Here is a 15608-nt window from a genome sequence, read left to right on the forward strand (position 1 = left end):
TTATCCCGATCATTCATTCCACGAGGAGAATCCCATGCTGACAGTTCTGGGACTGACCATGGTGGCAGCGTTCATGGTGGTCATCATGACGCGCCGCGCGACGCCCATCGTCGCGCTGATAGCCGTCCCGGTGGTCTTCGGTCTACTCGCCGGTGCAGGCACCGGCATAGGCAAGATGATCACCAGCGGGATCAAGGACCTCGCGCCCACCGCAGCGATGCTGTTCTTCGCCATCGTCTTCTTCGGCGTGATGATCGACGTCGGCCTGTTCGACCCGGTCGTCAAAGCGGTGGTCCGGCTCGTGGGGGAGGACCCCGCGAAGCTGGTGGTCGGCACCGCGGTGCTCGCCGGAGTCGTCTCCCTGGACGGCGACGGTTCGACCACCTTCATCGTGACCACCTCCGCACTGCTGCCGCTCTACCTCAAACTGGGCGTGAGTCCGGTGGTGCTCACCGTGGTAGCAGGCCTGGCCAACGGAACGATGAACATCCTGCCCTGGGGCGGGCCCACCGCACGCGCTGCCGCCGCGCTGAAGATCTCACCGTCCGAGGTCTTCATCCCGATGATCCCGTCGTTGATCGCCGGCATGGTCGTGGTCTTCGCCTTCGCCTGGCACCTCGGACTGATGGAGCGAAAGCGCATCGGCAGCATCGTCATCCGCGAGCGGGTCCTCGCCGGCGTTGGCTCCGGCGAGACCGGGGGCACCGTCGGCACCGGCGGAGCCGCCGGCTCCGACGCCACCGGCTCGGACGATGACGCACCCACCTCGCCCCGCACGCCCGCCGCTGCCGGCGACAGCGCCCTGACCGCCGCCGGTGACCACGTCGGCAACCCGAAGCTGCTGTGGTTCAACGCCGCCCTGACCGCCGCCCTGCTCGGTGTGCTCACCCTCGACCTGCTGCCGATCCCGGTGTTGTTCATGATCGCCGCTGCCATCGCACTGGCCGTGAACTTCCCGAAGGTCGCCGATCAGCAGGAGGCCATCACCCGGCACTCGAAGTCCATCGTGTCGGTGGTAGGTATGGTCTTCGCCGCAGCGGTGCTCACCGGAGTCTTCAAGGGCACCGGCATGGTCGAATCGGTCGCCGCGTGGGTGACCAGCATCATCCCGTCCTCCATGGGCTCGCACCTGGCGCTCATCACCGGCATCCTGTCGATCCCGTTCACGTTCCTGATGTCCAACGACGCCTTCTACTTCGGCATCCTGCCGGTGCTCTCGGAGACCGCGAGCAACTACGGGATCAGCGCCGCCGAGATGGCGCGGGCCTCGATCACCGGACAGCCCTTCCACATGCAGAGCCCGCTGGTTCCGGCGATCCTGCTGCTGGTGGCCCTGGCCGGTGTCGGACTGGCCGACCACCACAAGAAGGTGCTCTGGCGAGCGGCCGTGGTCTCGCTGGTCATGCTCGGAGTGGGAATCCTGCTCGGCCAGATCCCGTTCTAAAGCTCTGAATCCGCTTGCCGGCGGCTAGGCTATGACGATGCCCAGGATCAGGCTGCGTACGCAGATTCTCCTGCTCCAGGTGGTGATCATCGTCGTCAGCCTGGCCGCCGGTTTCGGTATCGTCCTGCACCGCGTGGATTCCGAGACCCGCAGGGAGTTCGGCCTGCGGGCCGAGGCGATCGCCCAGACCGTCGCCTCCGACGCGGAGGTCCGTGCCGGTGCCGCCGAGCAGTCCGCGGCCCGTCGCGCCGGACGTCCGGCAAGTGCGGCCCAACTGGCCGCCGAACCGCTGCAGCGCCAGATCCTCGCCATCATCGACCGCACCGACGTGATGTTCGTGGTGATCGCTGACGACGCCGGCTTCCGGATCGCGCACCCGGAGCCGGACCTGCTCGGACAACCGTTGAGCACCGACCCGTCGACCGCGCTGGCGGGCAAGGTCGAACTCACCGAACAGCGTGGAACCCTCGGGGACTCGGTGCGCGCGAAGGCCCCGATCCTCGGGGACGACGGTCGCGTCGTCGGCCTGGTCAGTGTCGGTGTCTCCACCGGCACCGTCGCCGCAGCGGCCCGCCGGACCATGCTGCTCATGGCCGGTCTGATCGCGATCGCCCTGGCCGTCGGGATCGCGGGCTCGGGTCTTCTCGCCCGACGGTGGCGGCGCCTGACTCTCGGGCTCGAACCGGAAGAGATGGCGGAACTGATCCGGGAACAGGAGGCGGTGTTGCATTCCGGGTCCGAAGGCGTGGTCGCCATCGATGCCCGAGGCGTGACCAGGGTGATCAACGACCGCGCCCGCGAACTACTCGGGATCACCGCCGAACCGGGGACCCCGCTCGCGGACCTGGGCCTGACCGACCGGGTCGCCGCGGTGGTCGACAACCCCACCGACACCCCGGTGGCCGCGGCCGTCAACGAACGAGTCGTGCTGGTGGCCTCGCGGCGCGTGCACCGCGACGGAACCGACCTCGGAACCGTCCTCACCGCGGTGGACCGGACCGACCTCGAGGCTCTGACCAGGGAACTCGACTCGGTGCAGGCGATGAGTGGGGCCCTGCGGGCGCAGCGGCACGAGACCGCGAACCGGGTTCACGTGGTGACCGGATTACTGCGCGACGGCCGCACCGACGAGGCCCTGGCCTACATCGAGGAGGTCGCCGGTCGCGCGGGCGTGCTGCCGGTGTCCGGACTGGACCGCCTCGACGAGCCGCACCTGAGCGCGTTCGTCTCCGCGAAGGCGGCCCGCGCCCGCGAACGCGGCGTCACGCTGCGGATCGGCTCGGACACGGCGTTCGTCGGCGTGCTCGCCTACCCGGTGGACACCACCACCCTGGTGGGGAACCTGCTCGACAATGCGATCGACGCCGCTGCGGAGGGGAGTGAGCCGCGGGAGGTCGAACTGGACGTGCTGCGCGACGGCGACGACCTGGCCGTGGTCGTCACCGACAGCGGCCCTGGATTCACCGTCGGCGATCCGTTCGCGGAGGGCGTCTCCACACGCACCGATCCCACCGTCCCCGGCGGGCGCGGCCTGGGCCTGGCGATCGCCCGGCAGGTCGCCCGCGGACACGGCGGCGAGGTCAGTGTCGTCTCCCGCGGAGGCGCCTCCCGGGAAGGCGGTGGCGGCGAGCCGACCACCGTGATGGCGACCCTGCCGGAGGGAGTGCACGACGATGCCGAGTGACCTGCGGATCCTGGTGGTCGACGATGACTTCCGGGTGGCGGCCATGCACGCCAAGGTGGTGGACACGATGGCGGGCCTGAGCACCGTCGGCTCGGCGCGCACCCTGTCCGAGGCACGTGCCCTCCTGCGCGAGAAGCGGGTCGACCTCGCTCTGGTGGACGTGTACCTCCCTGACGGATCCGGGATCGACTTCGTCCGTGAGGCCGACTGCGACTGCTTCATCCTGGGCGCGGCGGACGACGCCGCGAGCGTCCGCGCCGGTTTCGCCGCCGGCGCCCTGCAGTACCTCATCAAGCCGTTCTCCGCGACCGAACTCGCCCGCCGGTTGGCCGGGTACACCGCCTACCGGCGGATCCTCGACGGTGGGGAGGTGACTCAGGAGCAGGTCGACGCCGCGGCCTCGGTGCTGCGTTCGGACCGGCGGCCGCAACGCCGCGAGGACTCCGGCTCGGTCACCGAACGACGAATCGTCGAAGCCCTGCGCGCGGCCGGCGGCCCGCTGCTCGCCGACGACATCGCCGCCGAAGTCGGCGTGGCACCGGCGACCGCCCGCCGGTACCTCGCGGAACTGGTCCGCGAGGGCACTCTCACCATGGAACTGCAGTACGGCTCCACCGGGCGGCCCCGTCAGCGCTACGCGCTGGTGTGACACGTTCGGTCACCGGCACGGAGATGTCAGCTGACGATGTCTTTGGTGCGGAAGCCGCGGATGGCGAGCGCGAAGAAGACGATCGCGATCGATACCGACAGCGAGAGCCCCTGCGCCATCGGTGCCCACTCGATGCTCGGCTGCAACAGGTCGGTCCAGGCGTACTGCCAGTGCGCAGGCAGCGCGGCCCGCAGGTCCCCGAGCGCGGTCACCTGATCGAGCACACTGCCGATCACCGTCAGGCCCACCGCGCCGCCCACCGCGGCCAGCGGTGCGTCGGTGCGGGTCGAGAGCCAGAACGCCAGCCCGGCGGTGGCCAGCTCTGATCCGACGATGAACGCCGCCGCGGTTAGCACCCGCCACAACGCCTCGCCGGCCGGTAGTGCGGCCCCCGTCGGCGTCTGCAACGGTCCCCAGCCGTAGGCGAGGGTGCCCGCGACCAGCGCCACCGCGGTGAGCAGGGCGACTGCGGCGACCGACAGGATCAGTGCGACGATCGCCTTGGTCACCAGCAGCCGGGTCCGCGGGACCGGCGCCGCCAGCAGATACCGCAGCGTCGACCAGCCCGCTTCCGACGCGACCGCGTCACCGAAGAACAACGCGACCGGGATCACCAGCAGGAAGCCGGTACCCGCCACCAGGACCGTCGCGGTCAGATTCAATCCGGAGGCGGTCGCGACGTCGAACATCGACGGCCGGCCGTTGCCGTGCTCGTTCGTTCCGTCACCCACGGCGAGCGCCGTGATCAGGATGACCGGCAGCGCCGCGAGCAACGCGGCGACCACCAGGGTTCGGCGCCGGCGCAGTTGCCGGGTCAGCTCCACCCGCACCGTCAGAGTGTGGCCGGGCCGGTAACCGGGGCCGGCGCCGCGCGGGTAGACGGAGGTGTCGGTGCTCATGCGTCGTCGCCCGTCAGTCGGAGGAATGCGTCTTCGAGGTTTCCGGTCCCCGTACCGCCGGACTGCACGATCTGTTCGACGGTGCCCGCTGCGATCAGCCGCCCCTCGCGCAGCACCACCACGTGCGAGCAGGTCTGCTCCACTTCGGAGAGCAGGTGGCTGGAGACGATCACCGTGCGGCCGGTGGCGCCGTACCGCGCGATCGCCGCGCGCATCTCCCGGATCTGCGACGGATCGAGGCCATTGGTCGGCTCGTCGAGGACCAGCAGGTCCGGTAGGCCCAGCATCGCCTGGGCGATGGCCAGTCGCTGCCGCATGCCCTGCGAGTAGGTGCGCACCGGACGGTCCAGCGCGGAACCGAGATCGGCGATCTGCAGGGCCTCGTCGAAGTGCGCATCGGCTGCGGGTCTGCCGGTGGCGCGCCAGTACAGATCCAGGTTGGCCCGGCCGGACAGGTGCGGTAGGAAACCCGAACCCTCCACGAACGCACCGACCCGGGAGAGCACCGCGGCGCCCGGCTCGATCCGGAACCCGAAGACTCTGATCTCGCCCTCGTCGGGGGTGATCAGCCCCATCAGCATCCGCAGCGTGGTGGTCTTCCCGGCACCGTTCGGGCCGAGCAGGCCCAGCACCTGTCCGCGCTGCACTTGAAAACTCACCTCGCGCACGCTGTACCCGTCTCCACCTGCGTACCTCTTCGACAGGCCGTCGATTCTCAGCGCGGCATCGGCCGGTTCCGAGTGCTGCGCCGGGTCCGGCTCCGCAGCGGCCGGGGTGCGCCGGCGCAGCGTCACCAGTGCGACCGCGACGGCCAGGGCCGCGGCCGGCAGCACCCACACCCAGGTCGGGAGCGGGGCGGGAGCGGTGACCAGTGCGGGTGCGCGCGGTACGGTGACCGGACCGGTCACGGCGACGGTGACGGTGGCCGGAGCTGCGGGGGACAGGTACGCCAGATCAGTGGTGGAGAACGCCACGCGCAGCCGGTGACCGGCCGCGAACGAGTGATCGATGGTGGGCAGTCGCACCGTGGTGGTGGCGCTGCCGCCCGGCAGCGTGATCCGGATCGGTGCCGCCAATTGCTGCGGCAGCACCGGGGCGCTGCCCGGGCCCACGTCGTAGAGCTTGGCGAACAGTACCGTCTCGGGCGCGCTCGAATCGACCTTGACGGTCACCGTCGGACTACCGGTGACGGTCACACCCTCGGTGAGCGGCTCTGATTCGAAGCCCGCGGACTGGGTGGGCAGGTCCCGTGCCAGCCCTCCGGTTCCGAGCGCCGCTGCCGACGAGGCGAGGGCGCCCAGCCCAGGTACCCCGGAGATCGACGGTGGCGCACCGCCCGCCGGGTTCTCCACGGTCTGCGGTGCACCCCGCAGTGCGATCTCGGAGGTCGTGGCACCGTCGATGCCGGGGTACTCGGGTGCGCTCGCTCCGCGCAGTGTGGGCGTTCCGGTCTCCCGGTCCACTCCGCCGGACCTGCTCACCGCGAACGCCGGTACCGCCGGCGCGTTCTCCCCCTTGAGGTACCGGTCGAACCAGTCGACGGTGCGCGCATTGACCCGGCTCTCCTCAGCGCTGCCGGCATCGTGACCACCGGCCACCCAATCCACCGCCACCGGTGCGCCGTTGCCGGCGATCCGGCGCGCCGCCGCATCGGAATGCTCCAGTGGGAACAGCGAGTCCAATTCACCCTGCGCGAAGTAGGTCGGGACGCGGATGTTCGCGCCCACACTCGCCGGGCTGCGCTCGGCCATCAGTGCCCGGTCGGCGTCCGTGGGGGAGCCGCCCTGCGCGATCCGGTTGTACATCTCGCACACCGCGGGCTCGAACTTCGCGCAACCACCCGCCGTGGTGAACAGCACCCCGGCCCACTGCTTCTTGTACACCCCACCCGGGAACAGGGCCTGTTCGAGGTCCCAGTACGTGATCCGCGGGGCGATCGCATCGACGCGCGAGTCGAGCCCGGCGAGCAGCAGCGCCAGTGCGCCGCCGTAGCTGCCGCCGGCCACGCCGACCCGCGGATCACCGGGGCCGTCGGTGCGCACCTGCGGGCGGGCGGCGAGCCAGTCGAGCAGCTTGCGGGCATCGGCGACCTCGGTGTCGGGGGCGTCCAGTCCGACCAGCCCCGTCGACCGGCCGAAACCGCGGGCGGTGTACGTCAGGACCGCGTAGCCCCGTCGGGAGAGTTCCTCGGCCTCGGATCGCAGATCATCCTTACTGCCGCCGATGCCGTGCGCGAGCAGCACCGCCGGGTACGGTCCGCCGCCGCCCGACGGGGTGAACAACGACGTGTCCAGGCTGACGCCGGCACCGTCGAGCATCTGATCGGTGCGTTGCACGGCCGCCGCACCGGACCGCCCCAGGAAGCCGATGGCGGCGACCGCCGCCACGACGATCACCACCGCAGCCAGGGCGATACCGGTGATCAGAGGTCGAGATGCGGCGCCGCGCGCGCGTGGGAAGGGCACCCGGCCAGGATAGTGCGGGCGTGGGAGGGGCAGGGTTGCGGAACCCTCGGCGCGCGGTGGACGACGGTGCCGTGTCAGCGGTACGGGTCGGTGATCTCCCGCAGTCTCAGCAGGGCACCGCGCAGTTCCCGGTAGGAGTCGGCGCCGAGGTGTGCTGCCCACTCCCGCTCCACCCGGGCGACTTCGGCGTTCGCGACGGAGGCCACGCCGACGCCGCGTGCGGAGAGCCGAATGAGTCGGGCTCGGCCGTCGGCGGGATCACGGACGCGCTCGACGTACCCGGCGCGTTCGAGTTGGTCGACCAGGAACCCCGCGGTCTGTTTGGTCACCTGGGCCTGTTCGGCGAGGTCGGTGAGCCGGGTGCCGTCGGGGCCGATGCGCTGACCGATGCGTGCCTGGGCGAGCGTGATATCGGTGTAACCGGCGTCCCGCGCGGCGCCGATCGCGCGGTTCTCCATCGCGCGGTAGGCGACGAACATCAGCACACCGGTTCCGATCTCCACCCTTGCGATGGTACTAGAGACTGACTATTATTGGTCAGAGAATCTGACTGTTGGGAGGTCGTCGTGGACGATCGGCAAGCATGGCGGGTGATCGCGGCACAGCGGGTGGCGATCGCGGACCTACTCGACGGACTGACGCCGGAGCAGTGGTCCACACCGTCGCTGTGCGCGGGCTGGACGGTATGCGATGTCGCCGGCCACCTCGCGGCCGTGCTCCGGCCGGCGTCGGCGGGCGCGATGATCGCGGCGGCGGTCCGCGCCCGGGGGAGACTGCACGGGATGATCGACCTGCTCACCCGTGAGGCGGCCGCCGAGTACGGAACCCGCTCGGCGGTGATGCTGCGGGAGGAGGCGGAGGTGACCGCGCTGCCGCGGATGACGAACTGGCAGAACATCCTGTTCGACACGCAGATCCACAGTCAGGACATCGCCCGCCCACTCGGGTTCGTGATGCCGCTCGACACGGCCGCCGCAGCCCAGGGCGCCGAGCGCATCTGGCGGGTCGGCTACCTGTTCGGAGCGCGAAAGCGGTTCGCCGGGCTGAGTTTCGCAGCGACCGACTGTGATTGGTCCGCGGGTGAGGGGCCCACGGTTCGCGGGCCGATCGCCGACCTGCTCCTGGTGCTCTCGGGCCGGCCCGCCGGGCTGTCCGGGATCGACGGCGACGGTGCGGAACTCGCCGGTCATCGGCTCGGCATGACCCGCTGACCGGCGAGTTCCGGGGGCCGGTCGTCGGACGGCGGTCACACGACACCGTGCAGCGGCGGCCTCTCCTGGTTCACGGTGAATCGTCCCAGGTGATGGGTCTTGTACCGCACGGGGTCGTGCAGGGTGTGGGTGCGGCCGTCGCGCCAGTAGCGGTCCAAACCCAGATCGCCACCGGCGCTGCGGGTGCCGCTCACTTCGAACAGGGCGGACGGAACCTCGGTGGCGGCACGATCGGCGAGCACCTTCGCGGTCGCCACCGCGAGCGAGGCCTGCGCCGCAGCGTCCGGGCCGGGCGCGGTGAACACCGCATCGACCGCCGTGGCGGCCACGGTCAGGGCGGCCTCCGCCGCGCGCACCGTCACCGTCAGCTCACCGAACCGCTGGAGCAACAGCGGATCGTCCTGGGCACGGTCCACACCCGCTTCGAACCACGGACGGGAACGGGTCCGAACGAACTCGGCTGCGGCTTCCAGTGCACCGCGGGCCACCCCGGTGTCGATCGCCACGTGCAGCAACTGCGCGAACGCCCCGTATCCGGTGGGTGCGGAGACCGCGGGTGAGCGCGGGACGATGGCGTCGTCGTCGACCTGTACGCCGTCGAAGCGGACGGTGCCGCTCCCGGTGGTGCGCTGACCGAGACCGTTCCAGTCGTCGACAATCGTCACTCCCGGTGCGTCCGCGGGCACGAACGCGATCACCTGCTGCTCGGACCCGGCTTCCCGGGCGAGCACGGCGAGCAGGTTCGCGTACGGGGAGCCGGTGCAGTAGAACTTCTCACCGTCGATCCGTCCGCCACCAGGGCCGCGGGTGAGCGTGGTGGCGACCTCGGCGACGGTCTTACCGCCCCGCTCGGACTGAGCGTTGGCGATCCGCGCCCCGGCCAGAACCTGACCGAAGATGTTGCCCTGCAACTCCTCCGAACCCGCCAGCCGGAGGGCGGTGAGGTACACGTAGTGGCTGTGCGGGATCTGCGCGAGCGAGGCGTCGGTGCCCGCGATGATCCGGAACACCTCGGCGACTGCGGACGGTGGCAGATCCGGACCGCCGAACCGTGCGGGCACCGTCAACGCGAACAGGCCCGCCTGCGAGAGTGCCTCGACCTCGGCGTGCGGCAGTCTACGATCCCTGTCCCGCGCGGCGGCACCGTCGGCGAACCGGGCGGCGAGCTCGGTCGCGACCCGGGCGGCCCGGGCGGCGTCGAGGGGCGTCGTCAGGGTCACACCAGAGCCCCGGTCCGGCTGGCCTCGATCTCGCGGACCAGCGGCAGCACCTTCTCCCCGAAGTACTCGATCTCCTCCTGGAAGTGCAGGAAACCGCCCAGGATCAGATCGACGCCGAGCTCCTTGTAGGCCACGATCCGCTCGGCCACCTGCTCCGGTGTGCCGATGAGCTGGGTGCGGAAACCGTCGTTGTACTGCACCAGATCCTCGAAGGACGAGTCCGCCCACATGCCGCGTCCGTCCGAGGTGGACTTGCCGGCCTGCTGCACCGCGTCGCGGAAGCCCTCGACCGCGGGCCGGTTCGCCTTCTCCACGATCTCGCGGAGGGTGTCCCGGGCCTCGGCCTCGGTGTCACGGGCGATGATGAAGCCGTTGAGACCGAACTTCACCTCGCGGCCGGCTTCCCGCGCCACCCGGCGCAGGTCGTCGAGCTGCTCGGTGACCCCGCCGAAGTCCTTGCCGTTGGAGAAGTACCAGTCCGCGTGCTTGCCGCCGTTGACCCGTGCTGCGGACGAGTTGCCCCCCTGGAACAGCTCGGGGTTCGGGCGCTCCGCAGTGTTCAGCGGCTTCGGCTTGAGCGTGAAGTCGCGGATCCGGTAGAAGTCGCCGCCGTAGTTCACCTCGTCCTCGGTCCAGATCCGGCGGATCACCTCCAGGAACTCGGCGCTGCGGCGGTACCGCTCGTCGTGCTCGAGCCACGGCTCGCCGAGCGCCTTGAACTCGCCGGCGAACCAACCGGAGACCACGTTGATGGCGAACCGACCGCCGCTGAGGTGATCGGCGGTCGCGCCGAACTTGGCCAGCACCGCCGGGTGCCAGAGCCCGGGGTGCACGGCTGCGATCACCTTGAGCTTCTCGGTGGCACCGAGCAGTGCCAGGCTGAACGAGGTGGATTCGTGCTGGTACTCGGCGCCGTAGCTGGCCATGTACCGCACCTGGGAGAGCGCGTACTCGAAGCCCACCCGCTCCGCGGTCTGCGCGAGCTTCTTGTTGTACTCGAAGTCCCAGCTGGTGCGCTGTTTGATGTCGCTGGTCACCAGGCCCCCGGAGACGTTGGGAACCCAGTAGGCGAACTTGATCTCGTCGGTGATCTTCTCGGTGGTCATGGCGTCCTTCGGTTCGAGGGCTGGGATAGCGGTTCGGGGATCGAGGTCAGGAGGTGGGGGCGAGGTTGGGCAGGAAGGCGCCCCGAACCGGTTCCGACGGTGCTCCGTCGGCGCTGAGCAGTCCGCGTGCCGCCAGCCGCGGTCGTACGCCTTCACCGAAGTGGTAGGCCTCCTCCAGGTGCGGATACCCGGAGAGGATGAAGTGATCGAGGCCGAGCGCGGCGTACTCGGCGATCAGGTCGGCCACCTCGTCGTGCGAGCCGACCAGAGCGGTACCGGCGCCGCCGCGAACCAGACCGACCCCGGTCCACAGACCCGGGTAGACCTGCAACGACCGGGCGTCGGCGGCCTCGTCGAAGGCGTTGCCGCCGCCGTGCAGCTCCCGCATCAGCCGCTGTCCCTCGGACTCGCTGCGCGCGAGGTTCTCCTGCGCGGAACGCACGGCCGCGGGGTCCAGGTTCCCCAGCAGCCGGTTCGCCTCCGCCCAGGCCTGCTCGGAGGTGTCTCGGGAGATCACGTGCAGCCGGATCCCGTAACTCAGTTCCCGGCCCCGCGCGGCGGCGAGGGACCGGATCCACTCGATCTTCTTGGCCACCTGAGCGGGCGGCTCACCCCAGGTCAGGTAGGTGTCCGCATGCTCGGCGGCGACGTCTCCGGCCGCCGGGGAGCTACCACCGAAGAAGATCGGCGGCGCCGGATCGGGGCGCCGCGCCAGGACCGCCTCCTCGGCGCCGACGTACCGGCCGCGCACCGTCACCGGCTCGGTCGAGGTCCACAGCTTGCGGGTGATGTCGAGGAACTCCCCGCAGCGGGCGTAGCGCTGGTCCTTGGTGAGATCGTCGCCGTAGGCGCGCTGCTCGGACGACTCGCCACCGGTGACCACGTTCAGCAGAACCCGGCCCCCGGATTGCCACTGCAGGGTGCTGGCCATCTGTGCCGACAGCAGTGGACTGACCAACCCCGGGCGCAGTGCCACCAGGAACTTCAGTGACTGCGTCGATTCGGTGAGCAGCGCCGCGGTGAGCCAGGCGTCCTCGCACCACAGTCCGGTGGGGATCAGCACCGATTCGAAGCGATTGGCCTCCGCGGCGAGGGCGAGTTGCTTGAGGTAGTGCAGGTCAGCCGGCCGGTCGCCGCTCATCGAACTGCCGTGACCACCCGACATGAGGTTGCGTGAATCCCCGTAGGTGGGCAGGAACCAGTGCAGGTGGAGAGGGGAGGCGGAGCTCACGGCTGCCTGCCTTTCGCTCGACGACGGGAACGGTGGCAGTCCACCACCTGTCCTTGCCGAGTGAAAGGGTTCTGATCGCGGTGCGCGGAACATACCCGCACCGGCGGTCGGAGAGGGCACGATGCCACGGTTCCTCCACAACTGAGCGTATGAAACGTGTTTTCTCCACAGGGCGGCCGCTCAGCGGCGCTGCGCGGGAGCGGCGCGGTTCACACTGCACCCAGACGGCCGGACGTCCCGGTCGCACTGCAGACGAGGAGGACCGCATGCCCGGGGTGATGATTTTCGCGGCGGGGAACGTCACGAACGACCTGACCTATCGGGAATCGGCGCGTGATCAGCGCCACGACTTCCTGAGCTTCACCATGGCCGCGAACAACGGTTACATCGACGAGAACGGTGAGTGGAAGCAGACCGGCACGCTGTGGATCAGCGTCAAGGCCTTCGGCGCCCTGGCCAGGAACGCACGCAGCGCCATCGCCAAGGGGCGGCCGGTGATGGTGCACGGTGAACTCAAGCACGAGAGCTTCGACGGTGCCGACGGTCACCGGCACAGCCTGCTCGAACTCAAGGCCGACGCGATCGGGCTGAACCTGCGGATGTGCGCCAGCCAGTACGTCGGCGCGGGGGAGCGGTACCGCGAGATCATCGCGCCCGCGGTCACCGGACGGGCGGACGACGGCCGGGTGGACACCGCACCGAACGGGACGGCGCTCGGCGGGAGGGCCCCGGATGGAGCGCTGGCGGACGGTGCGGGGGACGAGGGTGCGCCTGAACTCGGGCCGGTGCGTGAGCCGATGGCGGCCGGCGACCAGCCCGCGTTCTGAGGGCGCCGCCCGGCCCGCCCACCCGGCCCGCCCACCCGGCAGGCCCATTGCGCCCGGGCAGGCCCTGGGAGGCGCGGGGAGGCCCGGGCTCAGACCCGGTGCCGCTCCCGGCGGTCGTGGCCGGCGATCGCCATCGGCACGCCCACGGTGTGCAGCGCCACGCTGCCCAGGACCACCAGCACGGCTATCGTCAGCGCGAGTTCGGCGACCGGACCGTCCGGCAGCGTGTTGTAGGCGATCAACGCGAAGACGATCGTCGAGGTACCGCGTGGCCGCAGCCACCCCAGTGCCAGAACCTGCCGCCGCGGCAGCCCGGCGCCGGTCATGGCGACCGCCGCGGGAATGATCCGCACCACGGTCAACGCCGCGATCACGTACACCGGTACGCGCCAGTCGTAGCCGCCGAACAGTGCGAACACCGCGGTCGAGCCGAAGACGAACCACATGGTCCCGGTGAGCAGGAATCCCACGTCCTCACTGAGCCGGACGTCGTCGGCGGCGGCCGGACCGCGGCGCAGCCGGTAGATGATGCCGCACACGAACGCGGCGACGAAGCCGTTCCCGTTCAGTCCCACCACGAGGGTGTAGACCACGAGGGGAACGGCGACCACCGCCAGTCTGCGGGCGTTGAGCGATGAGAGCTCGGCCCGCTCGCTGGCCTTCATCGCCAGTGCGAACACGAACCCCGTCACCACGCCCACCGCGAGCGCGATGGCGGCCTGGGGAGCCGCGGCCAGCAGCGCCCGAGCGGGATCGTCAGCACCGTGCTCCGGGTCCGCCCAGAACAGCGCGAAGACGAACAGCGGGGTCACCAGGCCGTCGGTGTACCCGGACTCGACGGTGAGCACATCGCGTACCCGGTCCGGGACGTACCGGTTCCGCAACAACGACGGAGCCGATGCGAAATCGATCGGCGCCACGACGCAGGCGATCAACAGCAGCACCGGCCAGCTCAGTTGCGGGAGCAGCAGCCAGCCCAGGAGCACCGACAGGATCAGCCCCACCGGAATGCCGATCAGCAGTGAACGGGACGCCAGCCGCGGGTACCGGCCCAACAGAGAGCCGCGGACCTCGGTAGCCTCGACGAACAGCAGGATCGCCAGGATCACCTCAGCCGCGCGCTGCGCCGCAGTCGTGTTCAGGGCCGCGGAGACGACTCCGTGGGCGCCGATGCCCACGATCGCACCGGCGAGCACCATCACCAGCGGTGCCGAGATTCCCCATCGGGTCATCCGGCCGGACAGCAGGCACCACACCACCAGTGTCGCGGATGCGGTGAGGGTCGCGACGATCACGCCGCGATTATCCACCCTGTGCTCACCGTGCGGCCCACGGCGCCGTGAGGATGAGTTCACCGAGGGGACACGGTGGGCATCGGAGCTGCAACATCACGTCCTTACCTTCAACCGGAAAGGCCGTCGAGAATGCCGGGAGGGCACTATGGCTCGCGCACGCACCATCACTGATTGGAACCCTGAGGACCGGCAACAGTGGGAGTCAGGTGGCGAGAGGATCGCCAAACGGAACCTGCTCTGGTCCGTCGTCGCCGAGCACGTCGGATTCTCGGTGTGGTCACTGTGGTCGGTGATGGTCCTGTTCATGCCGCAGGACGTCTACGGCCTCACCACCGCCGACAAATTCCTGATCGGCGCCACCGCGACCCTCGTCGGATCCTGCCTGCGGATTCCGTACACCCTGGCCACGGCCCGCTTCGGTGGGTGCAACTGGACCATCTTCAGTGCCTTCGTGCTCGCGGTACCGGTGGTCGCGACCATCGTGATCCTGGCCAATCCGGGGCAGCCGCTCTGGGTGTACCTGCTGTGCGCGGCGCTCACCGGTTTCGGAGGCGGCAACTTCGCCTCGTCGATGACCAACATCAACGCCTTCTTCCCGCAGCGGCTCAAGGGTTGGGCCCTGGGCCTGAACGCCGGCGGCGGCAACATCGGCGTCCCGGCGGTGCAGCTGGTGGGCCTGCTGGTGATCGCGGCCGCGGGTAACCGGCAGCCCTACTGGGTGTGTGCGGTGTACCTGGTGCTGCTCGCCATCGCCGGTATCGGTGCGGCTCTGTTCATGGACAACCTGCAGGTCCCGACGGTCGATACCGCCGCGATGAAGGCGGCCACCACCGATCGGGACACGTGGATCATCTCGCTGCTCTACATCGGTACCTTCGGCTCGTTCATCGGCTTCTCGTTCGCCTTCGGTCAGGTGCTGCAGGCCACGTTCAAGGCGGGCGGCGAGACCGCTGCGCAGGCATCGCTGCATGCGGCACAGATCGCCTTCCTCGGCCCGCTGCTGGGTTCGATCTCCCGGGTTTACGGCGGCAAACTGGCCGATCGTCTCGGTGGCGGACGGGTCACGCTGTACGTCTTCGGCGGCATGATCGCCGCCGGCGGGGTGTTGGTGGCCGCGGCCACCACAGCCGGTTCCGGGGCGCCGTCGGGCTCGGTCATGGTGGCGTACGTCAGTGGCTTCATCGCCCTGTTCCTGCTCAGCGGGCTCGGCAACGGGTCGGTCTACAAGATGATCCCGTCGATCTTCGAGGCAAAGTCCCGTTCGCTGGACGCCGACGAGGCGACCCGAATCCACTACTCGCGGGCCATGTCGGGCGCGGTGATCGGCATCGCGGGTGCGATCGGCGGTCTCGGCGGCGTGGGCATCAACCTGGTGCTCCGGGCCTCCTACCAGTCCTACGGCACCGCCACGACGGCGTTCTGGGTGTTCGTCGGCTTCTACGCGGTCGCCGCGCTGGTCACGTGGAAGGTGTACGTGCGTAGGCCCTCGGCGCCCGAGCATGCGACCCTTGACACGACGCATCGTGAAGGCGAGCTCACCGCCGCCGACACCCGATGACCGCAACGCAGAAGGAGCC

13 protein-coding genes are annotated in these 15608 nt (G+C 69.9%); 6 read left to right on the forward strand and 7 right to left on the reverse strand.

Annotated features, from left to right (window positions below):
- The first annotated feature begins 34 nt into the window (after positions 1-34).
- The 3 genes from ACYVHG_RS15245 to ACYVHG_RS15255 are packed head-to-tail and all read left to right on the forward strand — an operon-like array spanning position 35 to position 3777.
- On the forward strand, positions 35-1444 hold the full coding sequence (locus tag ACYVHG_RS15245) for a CitMHS family transporter (RefSeq protein ID WP_461168323.1): 1410 nt from the start codon (positions 35-37) through the stop codon (positions 1442-1444).
- 37 nt (positions 1445-1481) lie between these two features.
- A complete protein-coding gene (locus ACYVHG_RS15250; RefSeq protein ID WP_461168324.1) occupies positions 1482-3128 on the forward strand; it encodes a sensor histidine kinase in 1647 nt (548 codons plus the stop codon).
- On the forward strand, positions 3118-3777 hold the full coding sequence (locus tag ACYVHG_RS15255) for a response regulator (RefSeq protein ID WP_461168325.1): 660 nt from the start codon (positions 3118-3120) through the stop codon (positions 3775-3777). The genes ACYVHG_RS15250 and ACYVHG_RS15255 overlap by 11 nt, the downstream gene beginning before the upstream one ends.
- Positions 3778-3803: 26 nt before the next feature.
- Here the strand turns inward: ACYVHG_RS15255 and ACYVHG_RS15260 are convergent, their stop codons facing one another.
- From ACYVHG_RS15260 to ACYVHG_RS15270, 3 genes are all read right to left on the reverse strand, one after another.
- Positions 3804-4676, reverse strand: a complete 873-nt coding sequence (locus ACYVHG_RS15260) for an ABC transporter permease (RefSeq protein ID WP_461168326.1) — start codon at positions 4674-4676, stop codon at positions 3804-3806.
- Complete coding sequence (locus ACYVHG_RS15265; protein WP_461168327.1) at positions 4673-7141, reverse strand: alpha/beta fold hydrolase; 2469 nt, start codon at positions 7139-7141, stop codon at positions 4673-4675. Before ACYVHG_RS15265 ends, ACYVHG_RS15260 begins: the two co-directional genes overlap by 4 nt.
- Positions 7142-7215: 74 nt before the next feature.
- A complete protein-coding gene (locus ACYVHG_RS15270; RefSeq protein ID WP_461168420.1) occupies positions 7216-7620 on the reverse strand; it encodes a MarR family winged helix-turn-helix transcriptional regulator in 405 nt (134 codons plus the stop codon).
- Positions 7621-7707: 87 nt separating this feature from the next.
- Here ACYVHG_RS15270 and ACYVHG_RS15275 point away from each other — a divergent pair, with 87 nt between their 5' ends.
- Positions 7708-8352 carry a maleylpyruvate isomerase family mycothiol-dependent enzyme gene (locus tag ACYVHG_RS15275; protein ID WP_461168328.1) on the forward strand — a complete coding sequence of 215 codons (645 nt, stop codon included), beginning with the start codon at positions 7708-7710 and terminating at the stop codon, positions 8350-8352.
- Between the two features lie 35 nt (positions 8353-8387).
- On the opposite strand, the gene ACYVHG_RS15280 is transcribed toward ACYVHG_RS15275, so the two are convergent.
- From ACYVHG_RS15280 to ACYVHG_RS15290, 3 genes are read right to left on the reverse strand one after another with little or no spacing between them, the layout of a single operon-like run.
- The gene (locus ACYVHG_RS15280; RefSeq protein WP_461168329.1) at positions 8388-9572 is read right to left on the reverse strand and encodes an SfnB family sulfur acquisition oxidoreductase; all 1185 of its coding nucleotides are present in this window, start codon (positions 9570-9572) and stop codon (positions 8388-8390) included.
- On the reverse strand, positions 9569-10678 hold the full coding sequence (sfnG, locus tag ACYVHG_RS15285) for a dimethylsulfone monooxygenase SfnG (protein ID WP_461168330.1): 1110 nt from the start codon (positions 10676-10678) through the stop codon (positions 9569-9571). The genes ACYVHG_RS15280 and sfnG overlap by 4 nt, the downstream gene beginning before the upstream one ends.
- Before the next feature lie 46 nt (positions 10679-10724).
- Positions 10725-11843 (reverse strand): LLM class flavin-dependent oxidoreductase, encoded by a 1119-nt coding sequence (locus ACYVHG_RS15290; protein ID WP_461168421.1) that lies wholly within the window; start codon positions 11841-11843, stop codon positions 10725-10727.
- 332 nt (positions 11844-12175) lie between these two features.
- Here ACYVHG_RS15290 and ACYVHG_RS15295 point away from each other — a divergent pair, with 332 nt between their 5' ends.
- Positions 12176-12736, forward strand: coding sequence for a single-stranded DNA-binding protein (locus ACYVHG_RS15295; RefSeq protein ID WP_461168331.1), 561 nt, complete (start codon positions 12176-12178; stop codon positions 12734-12736).
- A gap of 89 nt (positions 12737-12825) precedes the next feature.
- Here ACYVHG_RS15295 and ACYVHG_RS15300 read toward each other — a convergent pair whose 3' ends face one another.
- On the reverse strand, positions 12826-14031 hold the full coding sequence (locus tag ACYVHG_RS15300; protein WP_461168332.1) for a cation:proton antiporter domain-containing protein: 1206 nt from the start codon (positions 14029-14031) through the stop codon (positions 12826-12828).
- A gap of 145 nt (positions 14032-14176) precedes the next feature.
- Between ACYVHG_RS15300 and ACYVHG_RS15305 the strand changes: the two genes are divergently transcribed.
- Positions 14177-15589 carry a nitrate/nitrite transporter gene (locus ACYVHG_RS15305; RefSeq protein WP_461168333.1) on the forward strand — a complete coding sequence of 471 codons (1413 nt, stop codon included), beginning with the start codon at positions 14177-14179 and terminating at the stop codon, positions 15587-15589.
- The last annotated feature ends 19 nt before the right edge of the window (positions 15590-15608 follow it).

The sequence above is a fragment of the Tsukamurella serpentis genome (genome assembly GCF_054780975.1).

Bases quoted from the DNA above. Each gene is read 5' to 3' on its own strand.
- ACYVHG_RS15255 (WP_461168325.1), top strand. From the start codon at position 3,118: ATGCCGAGTGACCTGCGGATCCTGGTGGTCGACGATGACTTCCGGGTG.
- ACYVHG_RS15270 (WP_461168420.1), bottom strand. From the start codon at position 7,620: ATGTTCGTCGCCTACCGCGCGATGGAGAACCGCGCGATCGGCGCCGCG.
- ACYVHG_RS15260 (WP_461168326.1), bottom strand. From the start codon at position 4,676: ATGAGCACCGACACCTCCGTCTACCCGCGCGGCGCCGGCCCCGGTTAC.
- ACYVHG_RS15245 (WP_461168323.1), top strand. From the start codon at position 35: ATGCTGACAGTTCTGGGACTGACCATGGTGGCAGCGTTCATGGTGGTC.
- ACYVHG_RS15305 (WP_461168333.1), top strand. From the start codon at position 14,177: ATGGCTCGCGCACGCACCATCACTGATTGGAACCCTGAGGACCGGCAA.
- ACYVHG_RS15250 (WP_461168324.1), top strand. From the start codon at position 1,482: ATGCCCAGGATCAGGCTGCGTACGCAGATTCTCCTGCTCCAGGTGGTG.
- sfnG (WP_461168330.1), bottom strand. From the start codon at position 10,678: ATGACCACCGAGAAGATCACCGACGAGATCAAGTTCGCCTACTGGGTT.
- ACYVHG_RS15295 (WP_461168331.1), top strand. From the start codon at position 12,176: ATGCCCGGGGTGATGATTTTCGCGGCGGGGAACGTCACGAACGACCTG.
- ACYVHG_RS15290 (WP_461168421.1), bottom strand. From the start codon at position 11,843: ATGTCGGGTGGTCACGGCAGTTCGATGAGCGGCGACCGGCCGGCTGAC.